The organism is Azospirillum terrae (genome assembly GCF_053470425.1).
Window position 1 is genome coordinate 138,126 of record NZ_JBPXMR010000009.1, and the last position, 17,709, is coordinate 155,834.

The window sequence follows — 17,709 nt, forward strand, 5'->3', positions numbered from 1 at the left end:
TGCCGCTTGTCTTGCCGCGGGGGCCCCCGCACTGGCGGCCCCCACACTGGCGACTGGCGACCGGTTGGCGGCGGTTCGCGCCCGCGGGGCCGTGCGCGTCTGCATCTGGCCGGACTATTTCGCGATCACCTACCGCAACCCGCGCACCGGGGAGTTGGAGGGGATCGACATCGACATGGCGCGCGCCTTCGCCAAAAGCCTGAACGTGACGGTCACCTTCGTGGACAGCTCGTTCGCCAAGCTGGCCGAGAACATGACCAACGACGCCTGCGACATCGCCATGCACGCGGTCGGCATCCGTCCCGACCGCGCCCAGACCATGGATTTCACCAAGCCGCACCTGATCAGCGGCATCTACGCCGTCACCATGAAGAGCAACACCGGCATCACGGCCTGGGCGGACATCGACAAGCCAGGCAACGTGGTGGCGGTGCAGAAGGGAACCGTCATGGAACCGGTCATGCGCGAACGGCTCAAGGCCGCCCAGCTCAAGGTCGTCGACGACGTCAAGGCGCGCGAGCAGGAGGTGCAGAGCGGCCGTGCCGACGTGTTCATGACCGACTATCCCTATGGACGGCGGGTCGCCGCGCTGACCGATTGGGCGCGGCTGGTGGAACCGCCACAGCCGGTGGCACCGACGCCCTACGCCTACGCTGTGCCGAAGGGCGACGCCGAATGGCTGCGCACCGTCGACGCGTTCGTCGCTGAGGTGAAGGCCGACGGGCGCCTGAAGGAGGCCGCGAAACGGCACGGGCTGCTGCCGATCGTTGCCGGCGATTGAGCGGGGCGCGCCGCCGCGCGCCGTCCCCCCCTGTGCCGGCACGACGGCTAGTTCCTGGACGCCGGCAGGCGGACGAGCGAGAACCAATAATCCTCCAGCCGCCGTATCTCGGCGAAGAACTGGTCCATGTCCATGGGCTTCACGACGTACCCCGCCGCCCCCAGGCGGTAGGAAGCGACGGCGTCGCGCTCGACGTCCGAGGTCGTGAGGACGACGACGGGAATGCCGCACAGCGCGTCGTCCTTCTTGATGGCGGCGAGGAACTCCCGGCCGTCCATCCGCGGCATGTTGAGATCCAGCAGGATCAGGTCCGGAGTCGGGGCGTTGCGGAATTGCTCGCTCTGGCGGCGCAGGAATTCGAACGCCTCGACGCCGTCCGAGACGCGATGGAGATCCACGGCTATGCGATTCTCGTTGAAGGCCTCCTTTACGAGAAAGGCATCCGCCGGATCATCTTCCGCCAGAAGGATCGTGAATTGGCTCTTCGCGCTCATACCCCACCCTTCAACATCGACACCACATTCAATACAGCAAAATCCGCAGTCGGCATGGCGATTTCGGCGTCATGCCGGTGCGACAGGAAAAGGCCGCGCACGGGCGAGCGGGCGTTGATCTGGAATGCCCATATTTCTCGCCGGACGTGCAACGATATCCGACGCCGGTGCCCCATCCAAGGACCTTCGTGCCGTTTCAAGCGCGCGGGCCGCGACGTGAAGCCTTACCCGTTGCACGGCGGCAGGCGCTGCGTACCAGCAGCGGCGGAAAGCTGAAAGTTGCAACCTCCATCATCGCAAATCCTTCGACAACGAGTATACTAACAGAATACGCAACCTGATTGCAGGAGCGGGATGTCCTCGCCGGAATTCACGAATACCCTGATGGGGGCGCTCGCCCTGGTCCTTGCGGCCATATCGGGCGGACCGGGGCAGGCTCGGGCACAGGAGTTGCGCATCGCCCTGTCGGAGGAGGTCAGCTCGGCCGATCCCCATCGCGACAACCTTCGCTCCAACAACACCTTCGCCCGCCACGCGTTCGAGCCGCTGGTCGACCGCGACCGGAGCCTCCAGCCGGTGCCCCGTCTGGCCATCGGCTGGCGCATGCTCGACGACCGGCGCTGGGAGTTCTCGCTGCGCCCGAACGTCGTGTTCCATGACGGGGCGCCGTTCACCGGCCGCGACGTGATTTACAGCCTGTGCCGCGTGCACAGCCTCGACGGCGGCGCGGTTCCCTTCAAGGGCCTCCTGCGCGGCGTGGAAGAGGTCACGGCGCCGGAGCCGGACAAGCTCGTCGTCACCACCCGAAGCGCCGATCCGGGCGTTCCCTTGGGGCTGGGGCAGATCGCCATCGTCCGCGCACCGGCCGGGGCGCAACCGGTGTACGGCCCCGACGGCTGCACCGGCGCCTCCTGGACGGCGCAGGAGCGCTTCGACGACGGGACGGAGGCTGTCGGGACCGGCCCGTTCCGTCTGGTCTCGTACCAGCGGACCGGGGTCAGCCGATTCGTCCGCAACGATGCCTACTGGGGCGCCAAACCGGACTGGGCGAGCGTCACGATTCGCATCATTCCCGACGAGGTCGCCCGCATCCGCTCGGTAATCGCCGGCGAGTCCGACATCGTCGACCGTGTCGCCGTCGAAACCCTGGAGTTCCTGAAATCCTGGCCGAGCGTGCGCGTCGTCCAGGCGGCATCGGCGCTGCTGTGGTACATGCAGGTCGATCACGAACGCGAACCGGCGCCGCACGTCGGCGGGACCGGAGGGCGCAACCCGTTCAAGGACCGCCGCGTGCGCGAAGCGCTGTCGCTGGCGATCAGCCGGACGGCGCTGGCCGAACGGGTCCTGGGGGGCTTCGGCGCGTCGGCCGGACAGATCGTGCCACCGGGCCTCGTCGGCCACGACCCGACCATCGACGCGCCCGCCCATGACCCGGACAAGGCCCGGCGCCTGCTCGCCGAGGCCGGCTATGCCGACGGCTTCGACGTCACCTTCCTGGGGCTGGGCTCACGGCGCGCGCTGGTCGAGGCGCTGGAGCAGATGCTCACCGCGGTCGGGCTGCGCGTGAAGGTCGACAACCCGGTCGGCAAGCAATACGCGGAACGGCGGGCAAATCGGGAGTTCGGCATCCTCATCTCGGGCTGGGCGACGACCTCCGGCGAATTGGGGCAGCCGCTGCGCGACCTGCTGATGACCCACGACCGGGCCGGCGGGACCGGCACGGTCAATTTCGGCCGCTATTCCAATCCCGTTCTGGACGCGCTGGCCACGGCGGCGCTCAGCACGGTGGAGCGCGCCGGGCGGGAGGAACGGCTGCGGCAGGCGGCGCGCCTCGTCGCCGCCGACGCCGCCATCATCCCGCTGTTCTTCGACCCGTTGCTGTGGGCGATGCGCTACGACCTGGACATCACGCCGCGCATGGATTTCTTCACGGTCGCCACCGACGTGCGGCAGCGCCACTGATGCCATGACCGTCCCGTTCCACAGACATCTCTGGATCAAGTTCCTCCTGCTGGCGATCCCTCCCGTCCTGCTGACCATCCTGGCGTTCTCGGCCGTCTCGACGGTGCTTTTGCGCGACGAGTTGCAGACGGCCATGGTGCGGGAAATGCGCGAGTTCGTGGATGCCAGCGCCTCAGCTCTGCGCGAACCGATCTGGTCGTTCAACAAGGCCAGCATCGAAGGGGTGTTGACCGGCATGCTGTCGCATGCCGACGTGGTCTGCGCACGCCAGACGGACAAGCTCACCGGGCGCGTGCTCGCGGTCCCGCGGGCGGACTGCCTGGAAGGGGCGGCGGCCGGCCGCATCATGTCCGTGGACATCGACAAGGACGGCACGCCCATCGGCAGCCTGGACGTCGCCTACTCCACGGACAGCGTCAGCGAGCGGCTGGCCGAGCGCTTCTGGCAGGGCGTGCTGAGCGTGCTGCCGCTCACCGCGACGCTGGGCGTCGTCGCGCTCGTCGTGTTTCGCCTGCTCATCAGCGCGCCGCTGACGCGTCTTCTGTCGGGAATCCGCAGCCACGAGCGCGAGCCCGGCGCCGTCACGGTCGAATGGTCCTCGCGCGACGAGCTGGGCGAAGTGATCGTCGCCTTCAACCGCATGACGGCGCAGGCCGAGGAGCGCCGCATCGCCCTCGAACAGGCGCGAACCGAGGCCCAGTGGGCGTTGCGCGACCTTCAGGAAGCGCAGCAGTCCCTGATCCTCGTGGAGCGCATGGCCTCCCTCGGCCAGATGGTGGCGGGCGTGGCGCACGAGATCAACACGCCCATCGGCGTCCTGTTGACCGCGTCGTCGCACATGGCCGAGCAGATCGAGCAGATCCGGGAAAAGAGTGCTCAGGGCCGCATGACCCGCTCCGACTTCACCGGCTTCCTGGACGACGCCGCCGAGACGGCGGCGGTGGCCGTCGCCAGCAGCCAACGCGCCGCGACCCTGGTCCAGAGCTTCAAGCGCGTCGCCGTCGACCGGTCGGACAGCGGCCGGCACCGCTTCCGCCTGAAGGATCACCTCGATGACGTCGTTATCAGCCTGGAGAGCCACTTCCGCGACCAAGGCTGCGGCATCGAGGTCTCCGGCCCGGCCGATCTCGACATCGAATGCAGCCCCGGCGTCATCGACCAGATCCTGATGAACCTGGCGATGAACGCGCTCGACCACGCCTTCGCCGCCGGGGAGATTGGCCGCGTGCGCGTGGAGTTCCGGCTGGACGGGTACGACACCGTCGAACTTCGCTGCTCCGACAATGGCCGCGGCATTCCGCCGGAGGACATTGGACGCGTCTTCGATCCGTTCTTCACGACGCGGCGGGCGGACGGCAAGATCGGGCTTGGGCTCAACGCGGTCTACAATCTGGCGACGCTGGCGCTCTGCGGGTCCATCGCCGTGACCAGCCGCGACGGCGAGGGAACCACCTTCGTGATTCGCTTCCCCCGCGTCGCGTCCGGCGACGCCGGCTGCGCCGGAGCGGAACCGGACGCCGCGCGCCTCGCACCGCAGGGCGTATGAGCGTCCCCCACCGCGCCGAACCGATCACCGTGCGATGAACACCGTGCCGGCGTCGAGCGTGGCGCCTTCCCGCGTCGGGGTCAGGGTGAACGTCACCTTGGTGGATGCGGCGGCGAGCGCATCGGGGCGGACGCGGACATGCACGCGCACGCTCTCCACCGCGTCGGGCTGCGCGGTGAGCAGAAGGCGCCCGCCATCCAGCGCCTCGACGCCGGCACCGGTCACCACCGCTCCCGGAATGCCGGACAGGCTCAAGCGGTAGCTCTGCGGCTGGCGCGTCATGTTGGAGACCTTCAGCGTGTAGCTGTTCCGCACATCGCCATCGGCCAGCGTGACGAACAGCGGCGCGCGGTCGCGCAGGACGGCGACATCGGCGGCAGGCTTCAGCAGCAGCCCGGCCGCCATCATGCCGGTGACCGTCACCAGGATCAGGGCGTAGACGATGGTGCGCGAGCGCACCAGCCGGTACGGTGCCGGGACCTGGCCGGCGGCCTTCGCGGCCTGGGCCGCCTGGGTGTCGTAGCGGATCAGGTCTTGCGGGCGGCCGATCCGGGTCATCACGTCGTTGCAGGCGTCGATGCACAGGCCGCAGCTGATGCAGTCCATCTGAATGCCGTCGCGGATGTCGATGCCGGTGGGACAGACGTGGACGCAGGCGTTGCAGTCGATGCAGTCGCCCTTGCCCCTGGCCTTGCGCGCATCCCAGCCCTGGTCCTTGCGAACGGGCGCCCTGCCCTCGCCGCGCCAGTCCTGATAGGTGACGACCAGACTCTCTTCGTCGAGCATGGCCGCCTGGAAGCGCGGCCAGGGGCAGACGTAGACGCACATCTGCTCGCGCATGAAACCGGCCATGGCGTAGGTGGACAGCGTGAAGAACAGGATCCACCCCACGGCGAGCGCCGACGCCTCAACCCGCAGCAGTTCCCCCAGCAGCGTCGGCGCGTCGACGAAGTAGAAGATCGCCACCCCGCCGGTCGCCAGCCCGATCAGCAACCACGCGCCGTGCTTGACCGCCTTCTTCAGCAACCACCCGGTGTCGCGCGGGCCGTTGTCGAGCCGGATGCGGGCACCGCGGTCGCCCTCGACCCATTGCTCGACCAGGACGAACAGGTCGGTCCACACCGTCTGCGGGCAGGCGTAGCCGCACCACACCCGCCCGGCCAGCGCCGTCGCCAGGAACAGCCCGACCGCGCCGAGGATCATCGCCCCGGTGAAATAGTAGATCTGCTGCGGCCACAGTTCGACCGCGAACAGGTAGAAGCGCTGGTTCTCGAGGTCGAACAACACCGCCTGATCCGGCACGCCGGGCCCGCGGTCCCAGCGGATCCACGGCAGCACGTAATAGAGCGCCAGCAGCACGACGAGCGCCGCCCACTTGATCCGCCGGTAACGGCCATTCACCGCCTTGGGGTGGATCGTCTTGCGGGAGGCGTAGAGCGGCGGGGCGGACTCCATGGGGCGGACATCCGCAACAGGTGCGGCGCCGTCGGTCGAGGTGCGGGCGAGCTTCTGCATGGTGTGCCTTCGTTGCGCTGTGCAGGGTTCCAAGCGCCGACACCGGCCACAGGCCGGCCTGTCGGAGCCGCCTCATGTTTGTATGGAAAGCAGACCAGGAACGCCACATTACCTCCATACATTTTGCAATTGTATGTCGACACGCGGCCTCTGGCAAGCGCCATTGAGTGGATTGCACAAGCACCACCGCGACGGAACGACGCGCGAAAACGCCGCCCGGCAGCGCCCGGCGACGGATCAGGTCGGCACACTTGTCTGGATTGGCGCTGCGGCGCGACGGCAACGGACCGCGGTGGCGTCCGGCGTCCGCTATGGCACGCTCAGATGATCACCGCCGCGGAGGCGGGAAACTGGTCGAGCGCCTCGGCGAGGATGTCGAGGATGCGGCGGGTCTCCTCCCGGTCGGCCGGCGCGCCCAGGCAGATCCTCAGGGCTTCCGGCGGGGCGGCGTGCGTGACCGCGAAAGTGTCGCTGACCACGGCGGCGATGCCGCGCGTGCGCAGGTGGGTGGCGAACTCGCCACGCGTCCAGGTGTCCGGAAGGCTCAGCCAGAGGTGGAACGCCTCGCGCTTCGTCTGGAAGCTTCCGGCGGGAAGGATGGACTCCGCCAGGGCGCGGCGCGCCATGGCCTCGGCGCGGACGCCGTCCTGGACCGCCTCGGCCGTGCCGTCGATGATCCATTGCCGGGCGATGGCGGCGGTCAAGGGCGAAGCCATGAGCGTGGTGGCCCGCTGCGCCGCCACCAGCCGCATGGCGTGCCGGGCGTCCGGAGCCACGACGTAGGCGATGCGCACCGTCGGCGACACGCATTTCGCAAGTCCGGCGATGCAATAGGTGATCTCCGGAGCGAGTGCCGCCAGCGGCGGCGGCGCGCCCTCGGGCAGGGTTCCGTAGATGTCGTCCTCGATGATGGGAACGCCGCTGTCGCGCGCCGCCGCCACGACCGCCTGCCGCCGCTCCAGCGGCATGATCGCGGTGGTCGGGTTGTGGAGCGTCGGCATGCAGTAGAACGCCTTCGGCCGATGCTCCGCGAAGGCTTTCCGCAGCGCGCCGGCATCGACCCCATCGGCATCCATGGGCACGCCGACGACCTTGAGGCCGAGTTGCGCGGCGACCGCCTTGAAGCCGGGATAGGTCAGGGCCTCCGCGCAGACCGCATCGCCGGGCCGGGCCAGCGCGCTCAGCAGCGCCAGCAGGGAGCCCTGCGTTCCCGGCGAGACCACGATGCGCTCGACCGGCGTGTTCGGCAGCCGTCGGCGCAGCCAGTGGGCTCCGGCCGCGCGATCCTCCGCCGTGTCGCCCGCTTCGGGGTAGCGCAGGATGTCGTTCATGCCGAGGGCTGAGACGACGGCCTCCATGCCCCGCCGCAGCCGCTCCAGCAACTCGGGCGCCTCGGGCAACGGCGGCTGGTTCATCGTCATGTCGACGAACCCCGCCCCAGCCAGCGCGGTCCGCGGCACCGGTGCGGATGCGGACGGGCGCACGAAGGTCCCCTGCCCGACATGCGCGTCCAGCAGCCCGCGCCGGCGCGCCTCGCCGTACGCCCGGCTCACCGTGGTGAAATCGAGCCCGATCCACTCCGCTAATTGGCGTTGCGGCGGCAGGCGCTGGCCCGGCGCCAGACGGCCGGAGCGGACATCCTCGGCGATGGCGTCGGCAATGGCGAGGTAGACAGGCTTCCTGCGATCCGCGATCTCGGGGACCCAGGCGACTTGCTCCGACTGCATGTTCTTCCCTGCCAGCGGCCACGGGCAACCAACTCAGGAAGAATGGCACATCCTTTGTATGGACCGCAATGCCTGCAATCCAACCCGGCGCGGGCGCACCCGCCGCGGCAGGTTTGAAGAACGCTTGAGCGAACCATATTGCCGAGGGCGACAGGATTCCCAGGGACGACCGCATAAGGATAGGAGGGCCACATGACCACGCTGATCGGATTGTCAGGCAGTCTGCGCCGGGGCTCGTTCAACACGGCCCTGCTCAAAGCCGCCGCCGGATCGATGCCGGACGGCGCGACGCTGACGGTCGGCAGCATTCGCGGCATCCCGCTCTACGACGGCGACCTGGAAGCCGCCGAGGGGATTCCAAAGCCGGTGACGGACCTGAAGGACGCCATCGCCGCCGCCGATGGGCTGCTGCTCGTCACGCCGGAATACAACAACTCGATCCCCGGCGTGTTCAAGAACGCCATCGACTGGCTGTCCCGCCCGCCCGCCGACATCAAGCGGGTCTTCGGCGGAAAGCCCGTCGCGTTGATGGGTGCCTCGCCCGGCGGCTTCGGCACCATCCTCAGCCAGAACGCCTGGCTCCCGGTCCTGCGCACGCTGGGAGCCGAACTGTGGAGCGAAGGCCGCCTGCTGGTCTCACGGGCGAACACGATCCTCGGCGAGGATGGCAGCATTTCCGATCCGAAGATCGCCGAGCAACTGCGGGGCTTCCTCCAGGGATTCGCGGCGTTCGTCAGTTCCAAAGGCAAGTAAAGGCCCGGCCTTTGGCTGCATCGGTGCATCACATGCCGAAGGAGCGCACCCCATCCCGTGCCAGCAGCAGCGCCCGCGCTCCTCCGCTTACGGCGAGCAGGGCCGGGGCTTCACTCGGGCGCAGCACCGCCAACGCCGTGGACAGCGCGTCCGCAGCCGTCGCGGTCGGCGCCATGACGGTGACGGCCTCCACATGGTTGGCACTGCGGCCAGTCGCCGGATCGAACAGGTGATGGCAGTGCGCGCTGAAGCGCGTCCCGTACCCGCCCGAGGTGGCGATCGCCCCATCCACCAGATCGATGGATCGGAAGAGGGCCCGCTTGGGGGCTGCCGGATCGGCGATGCCGACGCGCCAGGGCCGGCCATCCTCCGCCGGACCCAGCGCCCGCGTTTCGCCCAGATGGACCAACACATGCTCCAGGCCGGCGGAGCGCAGGCGCTCGGCGATGCGGTCGGTGATGTAACCCTGGGCGATGCCGTTCAGCGTCACCGCCATGCCCGGCCGGTCGAAGGCGACGCGGTCGGGGGCGACGTTGATGCGATGGTGGTCCACGAGCGCACGGACCGCGGCGACCGCGGCCTCCGGCGGTCCGTCGGGATCGGCGTTCGGGGCGGCGAAGTGGCGGGCGTGGAGGTCCCACAACGGCTGCACGGTGACGTCGAAGGCGCCGCGGGTCAGCTCACCGTACCGCTTGGCCTCGGTCAGCAGGATCACGAGGTCCAGTGGCGGCGCCTCCAGGGCGCCATCGCGGTTCAGCCGGGACAGCGCCGAGTCCGGCCGATACAGGCTGAAGATTCCCTCCAGCCGCTCCACCTCGGCCAAGCAGTCGGCGATCAGCCGCCATGCCAGCGCCGTGTCCGGGTGGTGCAGGCGCAGCAAGGCCTCGGCACCGAGCGCCGTGCCGCGCCACTCGACCGGCGACGCGGCGGCGCGGGCTTGGGGAACGGCCGCGAAGCCGGCCGCGGCGGCGGTGACGGTGAGGAAGCGGCGGCGGGTCAGCATGGCTCACTGTCCTTGCGAATGCCCGGAATGCCCCTGCGGCGCGTCTCCGAGGATGTAGTCGCGCGGGATGTCCGCGAAGGCGACGATCTGGCCGCCGTTGTCTCGGGTGAACGCCTCGGCGGCGTCGCGGGCGGAAAACGGCACGGCCTCCGGCTGCCCCATGCCGCCCATGCGCCGGCTGCCGACGACGTAGAGCGCGGTGCGCGCGTCGGTCCAGCTCTGCGGGCCGGGATCCTGCCAGCTCTGCGCACGGCCGATGTCCTGCACGTAGATGGCGCGGATGTCCTTCGGCTCCTCCGGCAGCAGCGTGAAGGCGATGGTGTCGCGCACCGAGGAGAACCAGAACGGCTTGTCGCGGCCCTTGACGAAGATCTGCCCCTTCGGCCCGGCGTGGTCGAGCACCGCCATCTGGTCGTAATGCCCGATGGCGTCGCGGGTCATCTCCGCCGGGGGCGGCGGCGCGCCGGTCTTCTCCTCGCCGCAGGCCGCGAGCGCCAGGACGAGCAACAACGCGAGCACGCGCATCAGAGTTGCCTCCGGTGGAAGACGAGTTGGGCGAGCACCAGCGGCACCAGGATCCAGGCCAAGAGCGCGCCCATCAGCGCCGCCGGGCCGACCGCCGCCTGCCGGCTCACGCCGGCCATGCCGGAGAACTGCCGGACCTCCTCCACGCCGGTCAGGTTGAACAGGCGGAACGCGTCGGCCGGGTTGAGCAGCAGCAGCCAGCCGAACTGCTCGGCCGACAGGCCCTTGCCCTCGGTGGCGGCGAGGTAGCCGAGCAGGCCGAGGTCGTACAGCAGCACGAAGACCAGCCACACCGCGATGGCGAGCCCGGCCGCCGTCGCGCGCTCGCGCACAAGGCTGCTCAGCAGATAGCCTATGGACAGGAACACCGCGCCCAGCAGGATGGAGGAGGCTATGAGCGCCCCCATGGCCTTCCAGTCCTCCGTTCCCGACCCCGGCGTGGCGTAGCCGACGGCCACCGCAGCCACGCCGTAGCCGATGGTGGTGGCGATGGCGATCAGCGCGGTGTGGCCGAGGAACTTGCCGGCGACGATCTCCCACCGGGCCACGGGATAGGACAGCAGAAGCAGCATGGTGCCGCGTTCGATCTCGCCGACCAGCGCGTCGAAGGACAGCAGCAGCGCGATCAGCGGCACCAGGAAGATCGTCAGGCTGGCGAGGCTGACCACGGTGACCGCAAGACGCGACGCGGCGACGTTGCTTCCCGTGGGCGCCGCGCCCAGGAAGGCGAGGCCCAGCGCCAGCGCCGCCATCAGCAGCGTGGTCGCCAGGACCCAGCGGTTGCGCAGGCCGTCGCGCACCTCCTTGCCCGCGATGGTCAGGACGGTGCTCATGCCGTGGCCTCCCCGGCGAGATCGTCAGCGAGATGGCGGCCGGTGAAGCTGGCGTAGACGTCGTCGAGGCTGGGCGGCACCACCTCCACGTCGTCCACCAGGGTGCCGAGCCCGGCGATGGCGCGCAGCACGTCCATCTTGTCGCGCGGCGGGCAGGCGAGGCCCAACTCGCCGGGAACGCGCTCCAACACCAGCGCGCCGAAGCGCTCGGCCACCACCGAGGCGTTGCCGTTGACCACTCTCAGGCGGAAGCGGATCGGCAGGCCGGCCTGTTCGCGCAGCTCGCCCAGCGTGCCCAGCCCGACCAGCCGGCCCATGTTCATGATGGCGATGCGGTCGGTGCGCTCCTCCAGTTCGGTCAGCAGGTGCGAGGACAGCAGCACCGCCGTGCCCTGCGCCTTCAGCTCGGCGATGATCGTGTAGACGCTCTGCCGCAGTTCGGGGTCGAGGCCGGTGGTCGGCTCGTCGAGCAGCAACAGGCGGGGCGAGCCCAGCAGCGCCTGCGCCAGCCCGAGGCGCTGGCGCATGCCCTTGGAATAGGTGCCGACGCGCCGCTTGGCCGCCTCCTCCAGCCCGACGCGGGCGAGGAGCGCGCGGCACTCCCCGGCCGGGCGCCGCTTCAGCCGGGCGTAGAAGCGCAGCGTCTCCCAACCGGTCATCGCCTCGTGGAAGGCGACGTTCTCCGGCAGGAAGCCGAGGGAAAGGCGCACGTCGGCGGCGGCTTCGGCGGGGTCGCGGCCGAGCACGCGCACCCGGCCGCCGTCCGGTCGCACGAGGCCCAACATCATCTTCATGATGGTCGTCTTGCCGGCCCCGTTGTGGCCGAGCAGCGCCAGCCGCTCGCCAGCCGCGAGGCCGAAGCTCACCGCTCGCACCACGGTGCGGTCGCCGTAGCGCTTGGTCAGCCCGTCGAGAACGACCGCGGCGTCAGCTTCCCTCACGGACAAGGTCCTCCTTGCGCCAGCCGGGCCGCAGCTCGGGCGGGCGCATCAGCGGGGCGGAGTCCACCACCCCACCGGGGGTGATGGCGGGGAACTGCGACTGCGCCCAGCGCACCACCTGCACGGCCGGGCTGTTCAGCAGCAGCTTGGCCAGCGGCACCGACCACACCACGCGGTCCACCACGTCGTTCGGCCGGTAGGCGACGTCGGCCAAGCCGTCGCCGTTCAGGTCGAAGGCCGGGTTGTCGCTCCAGTAGTTGCCGCGCCCGCCCTCCGACCAGTCGAGGTCGCGGGTGCCGACGTACTTCACCTGCGTGCGGTTCTGGACGAAGGCGTTGCCGGTGATGCGGTTGCGCTCCGAACCGGCGGTGAAGTGGACGCCGATCTCGCAGCCCTCGAACCAGTTGTCGGCGATGCGGTTCTTGTTGGCGTTGTAGATGAAGACGCACTTGTCGCCGCCCCGGCGGACGACGTTGCGCTCGACCACGGACTCGTTGGCGTAGTTGAACATGAGCCCGTGGTGATGGTCGCCTTCCGACAAGTTGTCGCGCACCACCAGACGCGACGAGTACATCAGCGCATAGCCCACGTCGTTGCCGTAGGAGGCGTTGCGGCTGATCTCGCTGTCGTTGGTGTACATGTAGTGGATGGCGAAGCGCACATCGGTGAAGCGGTTGCCGGAGAAGACGTTGCGCTTGCTCGACGTGGTGAAGATGCCGTCGCGGCCGAAGCTGATGTCGTTGTCGATGATCTTGGCGCCGGGGGCGTTCCACACCTGCACGCCGTTGCCGCGCTGGTTCACGCGGATGTCCTTGCGCCCGACGATGGTGTTGCGCCGGACCGCGGAATTGGCGGCCCCCCAGACGTAGACGCCGATCAGATTGTCCTCGACCCGGTTGAGTTCGACCACGGCCCCGGTCGCCGTCTTGTCGAGGAAGATTCCGGAATTCTGCGCCTCCAGGTCCAGGCCGGAGTTGCGGATCTCCAGCCTGCGGACGGTGACGTCGGGGGCCGTCACCTTGATGGTGCTCCCCTGCCCCCGGCCGTCCACCACCGCGCCCGGCAGCCCCTCGATGATGAGCGGTTTATCCACCACCACGGGGCCGGGATGGGTGCCGGGCTTCAGGCGCAGCACGTCGCCGGGGGCGGCGGCGGCGATGGCCTGCGCCAGCCCCTCGCCGGGCTCGACCTCGATGGTTCCCGCCGCCGCCCCCGATGAAAGGACAGCGGCGAGCCCCATGGCCGCGGCAAAGCCCAGCCTCCGCATCGCCTACACCGAGCGCGGTTCGACCAGCATGCGCCCGCGCATCTCCATGTGCAGGGCGTGGCAGAACCACGTGCAATAGAACCAGTGCACACCCGGCCGGTCGGCGACGAACGTCACCGATGCGGTCGCCTGCGGCCCGATCTCGAAGCTGACGCCGTAGTTCGAAATGCAGAAGCCGTGGCTCAGATCCTCCACGTCGTCGAGGTTGGTGATGATGACCGTCACCTCCTCCCCCTGCTTCACCTGGAACTTCTCCAGGCTGAAGTTGGGCGCCATCGTGTACATGTAGACGCGCACCTTGCCGCCCTTGCGGTAGATGCCGGACGCCTCCTCCAGCTTGACCCCGTCCTCCGCCGCCCAGCGCCGGGCGTCCTCCCACAGCGGGTCGTTGCGGTCCCAGACCTGCCTGGGGTTGATCTTCGAACGATGGATGATGGTGGCGTCGTGCGGTTCGGCGAAGGACGGGCTGTCGTGCACCAGCTTCATCTCGTCGCCCGAGATGTCGATGAGCTGGTCGTTCTCCGGCTTCAGCGGCCCCGCGTTGAGGAAGCGGTCCTTGGAGAACTTGTTCAGCGACAGCAGCCACTTGCCGTCCGCTTCCTTGGTCTGGCCCATGGAGGTGTGGTTGTGACCGGGCTGGTAGTGGACATCGAGCTTCTGGATGATGGGATCGACCTTCTCGCCCTTATAGGCGCGGATCGCCTTGTCGATGTTCCACTTCACCACCTGGCTGTCGATGAACAGCGTGGTGTAGGCGTTGCCTCGCCCGTCAAACGCAGTGTGCAGCGGGCCAAGGCCGAGCTGCGGCTCGGCGACGATGACGTCGCGCGGCTGGATCTTGTCATCGAACAGGGCATCCAGCTTGGTCACGTCCATCACCGACACGGTCGGCGACAGCTTGCCGTTGATGACGACGTGGCGCTGGTCGGGCGCGGTGTTGATGCCGTGCGGGCTGTTCGAGATCGGGATGTAGCGCGTGAAGGGCGAGCCGTGCCGGCCCATGACCACCGGCACGCCGTTCATCATCTGCGCCTGACCGGCCTTCACCGCGTCTTCGATGCGCTTGATGTTGAAGACGACGACCCAGTCCTGCTCCTTCGACGTCATCTCCGCCGAGGTCACGCCCATCTCGGAGTTGTAGCAGGTCGAGAAGCAGTATTTGCCCTGGTAGTCGGCATCCACGTTGTCGAGGTTGCCGTCGACGATGACCTGCCACGCCACCTTCATGGTGTCGACGTCGATGGCGGAGAACAGGGCGAGGTACTTCGACGGATCGTCGAGGATTTTGCCGTCGTTGGGCAGCGGCGCCTCGTGCTCGCCGTTGGCGAAGATGTAGCCGGTCTTCGGGTACTTTTGCAGGCGCAGGCCGTGGATGTCGTGGGCGTTCGGCACCTCGATGATCTTGTCGCACTTCATGATGTCGGTGCGGATGCGGCAGACCCGCGTGTTGGCCTTGTCGTTGGCGATGATGTAGCGGCCATCGTAGGTGCCGTCGGTGAAGGTCATGTGCGGGTGGTGCAGGTCGCCGTTCTGGTAGGTGCCGCCGCGGCTCTTCAGGAACTCTTTGGTGTCGGGCAACAGGTCCTGGGTCAGCACGCGCAGGCTTTCGTTGGTTTGGCCCCAGCCGGTGGCGCTGTCGCGGTTGAACACCGGAATGCGCATGATCTCGCGCATGGACGGCAGGCCGTACAGGCGCAGCTCGCCACACTGGCCGCTGGAGAACAGCACGTAGTACTCGTCGAGCTGGCCGGGTTGAATGTCGGCGCTCAGGCCGCCCCGCGCGCCGCCGGCCGGTGCGACGGTCGCCGCCTGCGCCTCGGGAGCCCCCTTGTGCAGCGCCAAGCCGCCGCCGGCCACGCCGGCTCCGGCCAGCCCCGCCAGCGTCGCCAGCTTCGCCGACCCGCCGAGCAGCTCGCGGCGCGTGACGCGTCCGTTGGTGTTGTCGGGCTTCGACATGGCTATGCTCCTCCTGTGCTTGTTGGTGGCGGCTGGGCGAGGCGTGGCGGCAACGTCGGCTTCATGGCCAGGGCGCGTTCACGCTTGAGGCGCCGCTGGATCATGTGCGGGCAGCGGTGCTCGTCCCAATAGAGGGTCTGGCAGTGCATGCAGGTGATGCACTCGTTGGGGTTGATGTTGCCCTCGGGGTGGATGCACTGGACCGGGCACTCGACGGCGCAGCGCTGGCAGGGCGAGCCGCACTCCTTGTGCCGCTTTAGCCACTCGAACATGCGGATGCGCGCGGGGATCGCCAGCGCCGCGCCCAGCGGGCACAGGTAGCGGCAATAGAAGCGCTCGACGAACAGCCCGGCGAACAGCAACACGCCGACGTACAACAGGAACGGCCAGTCGCGGTCGAACTTCAGGATGATGGCGGTCTTGAACGGCTCCTCCTCGGACAGCATCTCGGCCTGCGCCAGCGAGTGCAGCGAGACGCCGAACAGCCCCAGGAAAACCATGTACTTGATGGGCCACAGCCGCTCGTTGAGGCCCCAGGGCAGGTTCAGCTGCGGGACCTTGAGTTTGCGGGCCGCCATGTTGGCGAATTCCTGCAAGGCGCCGAACGGGCACAGCCAGCCGCAGAAGGCGCCGCGCCCCCAGAACAGCAGCGCCGCCGCCACCGCCGCCCACAGGACGAACAGCATCGGGTCCATCAGGAAGTAGGACCAGCTGAAGTTGGTCACCAGCGCGTTGGCCACGGTCAGGATGTTGACGACCGAGAGCTGCGCGTTCGCCCACCAGCCGAGCCACAAGAGCGTCCACGCCAAGAACAGCGTGCGCACCCACCACGTCAGGCGCGGCCGTTGGGTGAGCTGGTTCTGGAAGAAGAAGATCCCCGTCAGCACCGTCAGCCCCACGCACAGGATGGCGATGTCGACGCCGCGGTCCCGCCAGATGCGCTGCCACAGCGCGTCCTGCCCGGACTCCTCGGCCTCCGCCTCCAGGTCGGCGGCGGTCGCGGCCGGCGGAGCGGCGGCGGTCACGGGTACCGGCGGCGGCGGGGGTGGCGGCGGCGGTGCCGTCAGGTGCTGTTCGGGAAGCTGGTAGGGCAACTCGACGGTGACGAAGGCCCGGTCCAGGGCACCCACCTGCCGCTGCACGAGCAGTTGCAGGCGCCACGGCGCGACGGGCGTGAAATCGGCGCCCTTGGGAATGACGAACAGGCCGATCTCGGCGAAGCGCGGCGCATCCGGCGGCGCCAGATCGCCGATGCGCTCGTAGTCGTGGTCGCGGAAGCGGACGGAATTCGCCTCCTGCAACAGCTCGATCCGATCGAAGATGCCGCCGCGCACGAAGCCCGAGCCGCGGAAGGAATAACGCCCGTTCGCCATCACCAGGATGGCGCCCTGCCCCTCCTCCAGCCGGCCGCGCAGTTGCGCGTAACCCTGCTCGCCCAGCAGCGAACGGCCGATCACCGGCACGCTGGCCTGGGTGGTGTAGAGGTCGATGAAGGTGTCGTCCGGGGCTCCCCGCTCCGGCCGCTCGATGGCGCGCTGGTCGCCGGTGCGCTCGAACGCCGCGTTCACGTCGCCGACCGTCATGTGCAGCCGCCGCACTGAGCCGTCCCCGAGCAGCTCCTCCCACGTCCGGGTGCCCGCACGGTCCATGGCGATGGTGCGTTGCGCGGCCACCGGCGCCGTCGCGCCGGGTGTCGTGGCGTAGGGGCCGAGGCCGCGGGCGCGGGCCAGCTTGACAACGCCGCGCACCATCGTGTCGCCGATCACCAGCACGCTGACGGTAGCGCCGCTGACGATGTCCACCTGCGGCCGGTCACGGGTCGAGGCGGCCCGCAGCGGATTGAACCCGACATAGCCCTTGATGAAGTCCGCCACCCGCTTCTCGGGGATGCCGATCAGCACGATGGGCTCGGAGTGTTTCACCAGTTTGGCCCCGACGATGGTGCCGGTGCTGTCCATCCCGACAGCCACGTGGATCGGCTTGCCCGAATAGCCGGTGGCGTTGACCACGTCGGAGTTCATGAAGACGTAGCCCAGCAAACGGTTCTGCGCGTCGTAGGCGCCGGCCGCCGGCGGGGTGCCCTCCACCGGGCCGAGGCGTGCGGCGTTCGGAAACACGTCGCCGACGTTCAACTGCCCCAGGAATTGGGCAAGGTTGCTGCGATCCTGCGCTCGCGCCTCATAATTGATAAATATCAAACATAAGCACAGCGTTGCCGTGAGGACGAACAATGCGGCAACACGATCGCGCATAATCCCCCTCCGGTGTTGATGATTATTAATTCAAGTGCTTAGGTAACTGGGTTGCGGCTCCAAACAGAACATGGGTACCCCCGCCCTTGCCAAGGCACCTTCGGGATTACCTCCAATGGTCGTGTGAAATGCTTCCCCGCGGCGCATAAGACTC

Annotated in this window: 15 protein-coding genes; 5 read left to right on the forward strand and 10 right to left on the reverse strand. The window is 68.6% G+C overall.

The genetic code is table 11. The features are described 5' to 3' along the window. The first annotated feature begins 64 nt into the window (after positions 1-64). Complete coding sequence (locus ACSVDD_RS21545; RefSeq protein WP_448191450.1) at positions 65-781, forward strand: substrate-binding periplasmic protein; 717 nt, start codon at positions 65-67, stop codon at positions 779-781. Positions 782-828: 47 nt separating this feature from the next. Here ACSVDD_RS21545 and ACSVDD_RS21550 read toward each other — a convergent pair whose 3' ends face one another. Beyond that, positions 829-1,275: a response regulator gene (locus tag ACSVDD_RS21550; RefSeq protein WP_448191451.1), complete on the reverse strand. Its 447-nt coding sequence runs from the start codon at positions 1,273-1,275 to the stop codon at positions 829-831. Between ACSVDD_RS21550 and ACSVDD_RS21555 the strand changes: the two genes are divergently transcribed. From ACSVDD_RS21555 to ACSVDD_RS21565, 3 genes are all read left to right on the forward strand, one after another. After that, on the forward strand, positions 1,168-1,551 hold the full coding sequence (locus tag ACSVDD_RS21555) for a hypothetical protein (RefSeq protein ID WP_448191501.1): 384 nt from the start codon (positions 1,168-1,170) through the stop codon (positions 1,549-1,551). The two genes, ACSVDD_RS21550 and ACSVDD_RS21555, sit on opposite strands and share 108 nt — an antisense overlap. Positions 1,552-1,659: 108 nt before the next feature. Then, positions 1,660-3,237 (forward strand): ABC transporter substrate-binding protein, encoded by a 1,578-nt coding sequence (locus ACSVDD_RS21560; RefSeq protein ID WP_448191452.1) that lies wholly within the window; start codon positions 1,660-1,662, stop codon positions 3,235-3,237. Between the two features lie 4 nt (positions 3,238-3,241). Then, positions 3,242-4,783: a sensor histidine kinase gene (locus ACSVDD_RS21565; protein ID WP_448191453.1), complete on the forward strand. Its 1,542-nt coding sequence runs from the start codon at positions 3,242-3,244 to the stop codon at positions 4,781-4,783. A 24-nt stretch (positions 4,784-4,807) separates the two neighbouring features. Here ACSVDD_RS21565 and ccoG read toward each other — a convergent pair whose 3' ends face one another. Further along, positions 4,808-6,298: a cytochrome c oxidase accessory protein CcoG gene (gene ccoG / locus ACSVDD_RS21570; RefSeq protein ID WP_448191454.1), complete on the reverse strand. Its 1,491-nt coding sequence runs from the start codon at positions 6,296-6,298 to the stop codon at positions 4,808-4,810. Positions 6,299-6,618: 320 nt separating this feature from the next. Continuing rightward, positions 6,619-8,025: an aminotransferase-like domain-containing protein gene (locus tag ACSVDD_RS21575; protein ID WP_448191455.1), complete on the reverse strand. Its 1,407-nt coding sequence runs from the start codon at positions 8,023-8,025 to the stop codon at positions 6,619-6,621. Positions 8,026-8,217: 192 nt separating this feature from the next. On the opposite strand from ACSVDD_RS21575, the gene ACSVDD_RS21580 reads away from it, so the two are divergent. Then, positions 8,218-8,778: an NADPH-dependent FMN reductase gene (locus tag ACSVDD_RS21580; RefSeq protein ID WP_448191456.1), complete on the forward strand. Its 561-nt coding sequence runs from the start codon at positions 8,218-8,220 to the stop codon at positions 8,776-8,778. 28 nt (positions 8,779-8,806) lie between these two features. On the opposite strand, the gene ACSVDD_RS21585 is transcribed toward ACSVDD_RS21580, so the two are convergent. The 7 genes from ACSVDD_RS21585 to ACSVDD_RS21615 are packed head-to-tail and all read right to left on the reverse strand — an operon-like array spanning position 8,807 to position 17,555. Then, positions 8,807-9,781 (reverse strand): FAD:protein FMN transferase, encoded by a 975-nt coding sequence (locus tag ACSVDD_RS21585; protein WP_448191457.1) that lies wholly within the window; start codon positions 9,779-9,781, stop codon positions 8,807-8,809. Positions 9,782-9,784: 3 nt separating this feature from the next. Next, positions 9,785-10,306 carry a nitrous oxide reductase accessory protein NosL gene (locus ACSVDD_RS21590; RefSeq protein WP_448191458.1) on the reverse strand — a complete coding sequence of 174 codons (522 nt, stop codon included), beginning with the start codon at positions 10,304-10,306 and terminating at the stop codon, positions 9,785-9,787. Further along, positions 10,306-11,139 carry an ABC transporter permease gene (locus tag ACSVDD_RS21595; protein ID WP_448191459.1) on the reverse strand — a complete coding sequence of 278 codons (834 nt, stop codon included), beginning with the start codon at positions 11,137-11,139 and terminating at the stop codon, positions 10,306-10,308. Before ACSVDD_RS21595 ends, ACSVDD_RS21590 begins: the two co-directional genes overlap by 1 nt. Continuing rightward, the gene (locus tag ACSVDD_RS21600; protein WP_448191460.1) at positions 11,136-12,080 is read right to left on the reverse strand and encodes an ABC transporter ATP-binding protein; all 945 of its coding nucleotides are present in this window, start codon (positions 12,078-12,080) and stop codon (positions 11,136-11,138) included. The genes ACSVDD_RS21595 and ACSVDD_RS21600 overlap by 4 nt, the downstream gene beginning before the upstream one ends. After that, positions 12,067-13,347 (reverse strand): nitrous oxide reductase family maturation protein NosD, encoded by a 1,281-nt coding sequence (locus ACSVDD_RS21605; RefSeq protein ID WP_448191461.1) that lies wholly within the window; start codon positions 13,345-13,347, stop codon positions 12,067-12,069. The genes ACSVDD_RS21600 and ACSVDD_RS21605 overlap by 14 nt, the downstream gene beginning before the upstream one ends. Before the next feature lie 3 nt (positions 13,348-13,350). Continuing rightward, positions 13,351-15,303 carry a TAT-dependent nitrous-oxide reductase gene (nosZ, locus tag ACSVDD_RS21610; protein WP_448191462.1) on the reverse strand — a complete coding sequence of 651 codons (1,953 nt, stop codon included), beginning with the start codon at positions 15,301-15,303 and terminating at the stop codon, positions 13,351-13,353. Positions 15,304-15,305: 2 nt separating this feature from the next. Then, on the reverse strand, positions 15,306-17,555 hold the full coding sequence (locus ACSVDD_RS21615; protein WP_448191463.1) for a 4Fe-4S binding protein: 2,250 nt from the start codon (positions 17,553-17,555) through the stop codon (positions 15,306-15,308). Between the last annotated feature and the right edge of the window lie 154 nt (positions 17,556-17,709).

Bases quoted from the DNA above. Each gene is read 5' to 3' on its own strand.
- ACSVDD_RS21555 (WP_448191501.1), top strand. From the start codon at position 1,168: ATGGAGATCCACGGCTATGCGATTCTCGTTGAAGGCCTCCTTTACGAG.
- ACSVDD_RS21550 (WP_448191451.1), bottom strand. From the start codon at position 1,275: ATGAGCGCGAAGAGCCAATTCACGATCCTTCTGGCGGAAGATGATCCG.
- ACSVDD_RS21560 (WP_448191452.1), top strand. From the start codon at position 1,660: ATGGGGGCGCTCGCCCTGGTCCTTGCGGCCATATCGGGCGGACCGGGG.
- ACSVDD_RS21565 (WP_448191453.1), top strand. From the start codon at position 3,242: ATGACCGTCCCGTTCCACAGACATCTCTGGATCAAGTTCCTCCTGCTG.
- ccoG (WP_448191454.1), bottom strand. From the start codon at position 6,298: ATGCAGAAGCTCGCCCGCACCTCGACCGACGGCGCCGCACCTGTTGCG.
- ACSVDD_RS21575 (WP_448191455.1), bottom strand. From the start codon at position 8,025: ATGCAGTCGGAGCAAGTCGCCTGGGTCCCCGAGATCGCGGATCGCAGG.
- ACSVDD_RS21580 (WP_448191456.1), top strand. From the start codon at position 8,218: ATGACCACGCTGATCGGATTGTCAGGCAGTCTGCGCCGGGGCTCGTTC.
- ACSVDD_RS21585 (WP_448191457.1), bottom strand. From the start codon at position 9,781: ATGCTGACCCGCCGCCGCTTCCTCACCGTCACCGCCGCCGCGGCCGGC.
- ACSVDD_RS21590 (WP_448191458.1), bottom strand. From the start codon at position 10,306: ATGCGCGTGCTCGCGTTGTTGCTCGTCCTGGCGCTCGCGGCCTGCGGC.
- ACSVDD_RS21595 (WP_448191459.1), bottom strand. From the start codon at position 11,139: ATGAGCACCGTCCTGACCATCGCGGGCAAGGAGGTGCGCGACGGCCTG.
- ACSVDD_RS21605 (WP_448191461.1), bottom strand. From the start codon at position 13,347: ATGCGGAGGCTGGGCTTTGCCGCGGCCATGGGGCTCGCCGCTGTCCTT.
- nosZ (WP_448191462.1), bottom strand. From the start codon at position 15,303: ATGTCGAAGCCCGACAACACCAACGGACGCGTCACGCGCCGCGAGCTG.
- ACSVDD_RS21615 (WP_448191463.1), bottom strand. From the start codon at position 17,555: ATGCGCGATCGTGTTGCCGCATTGTTCGTCCTCACGGCAACGCTGTGC.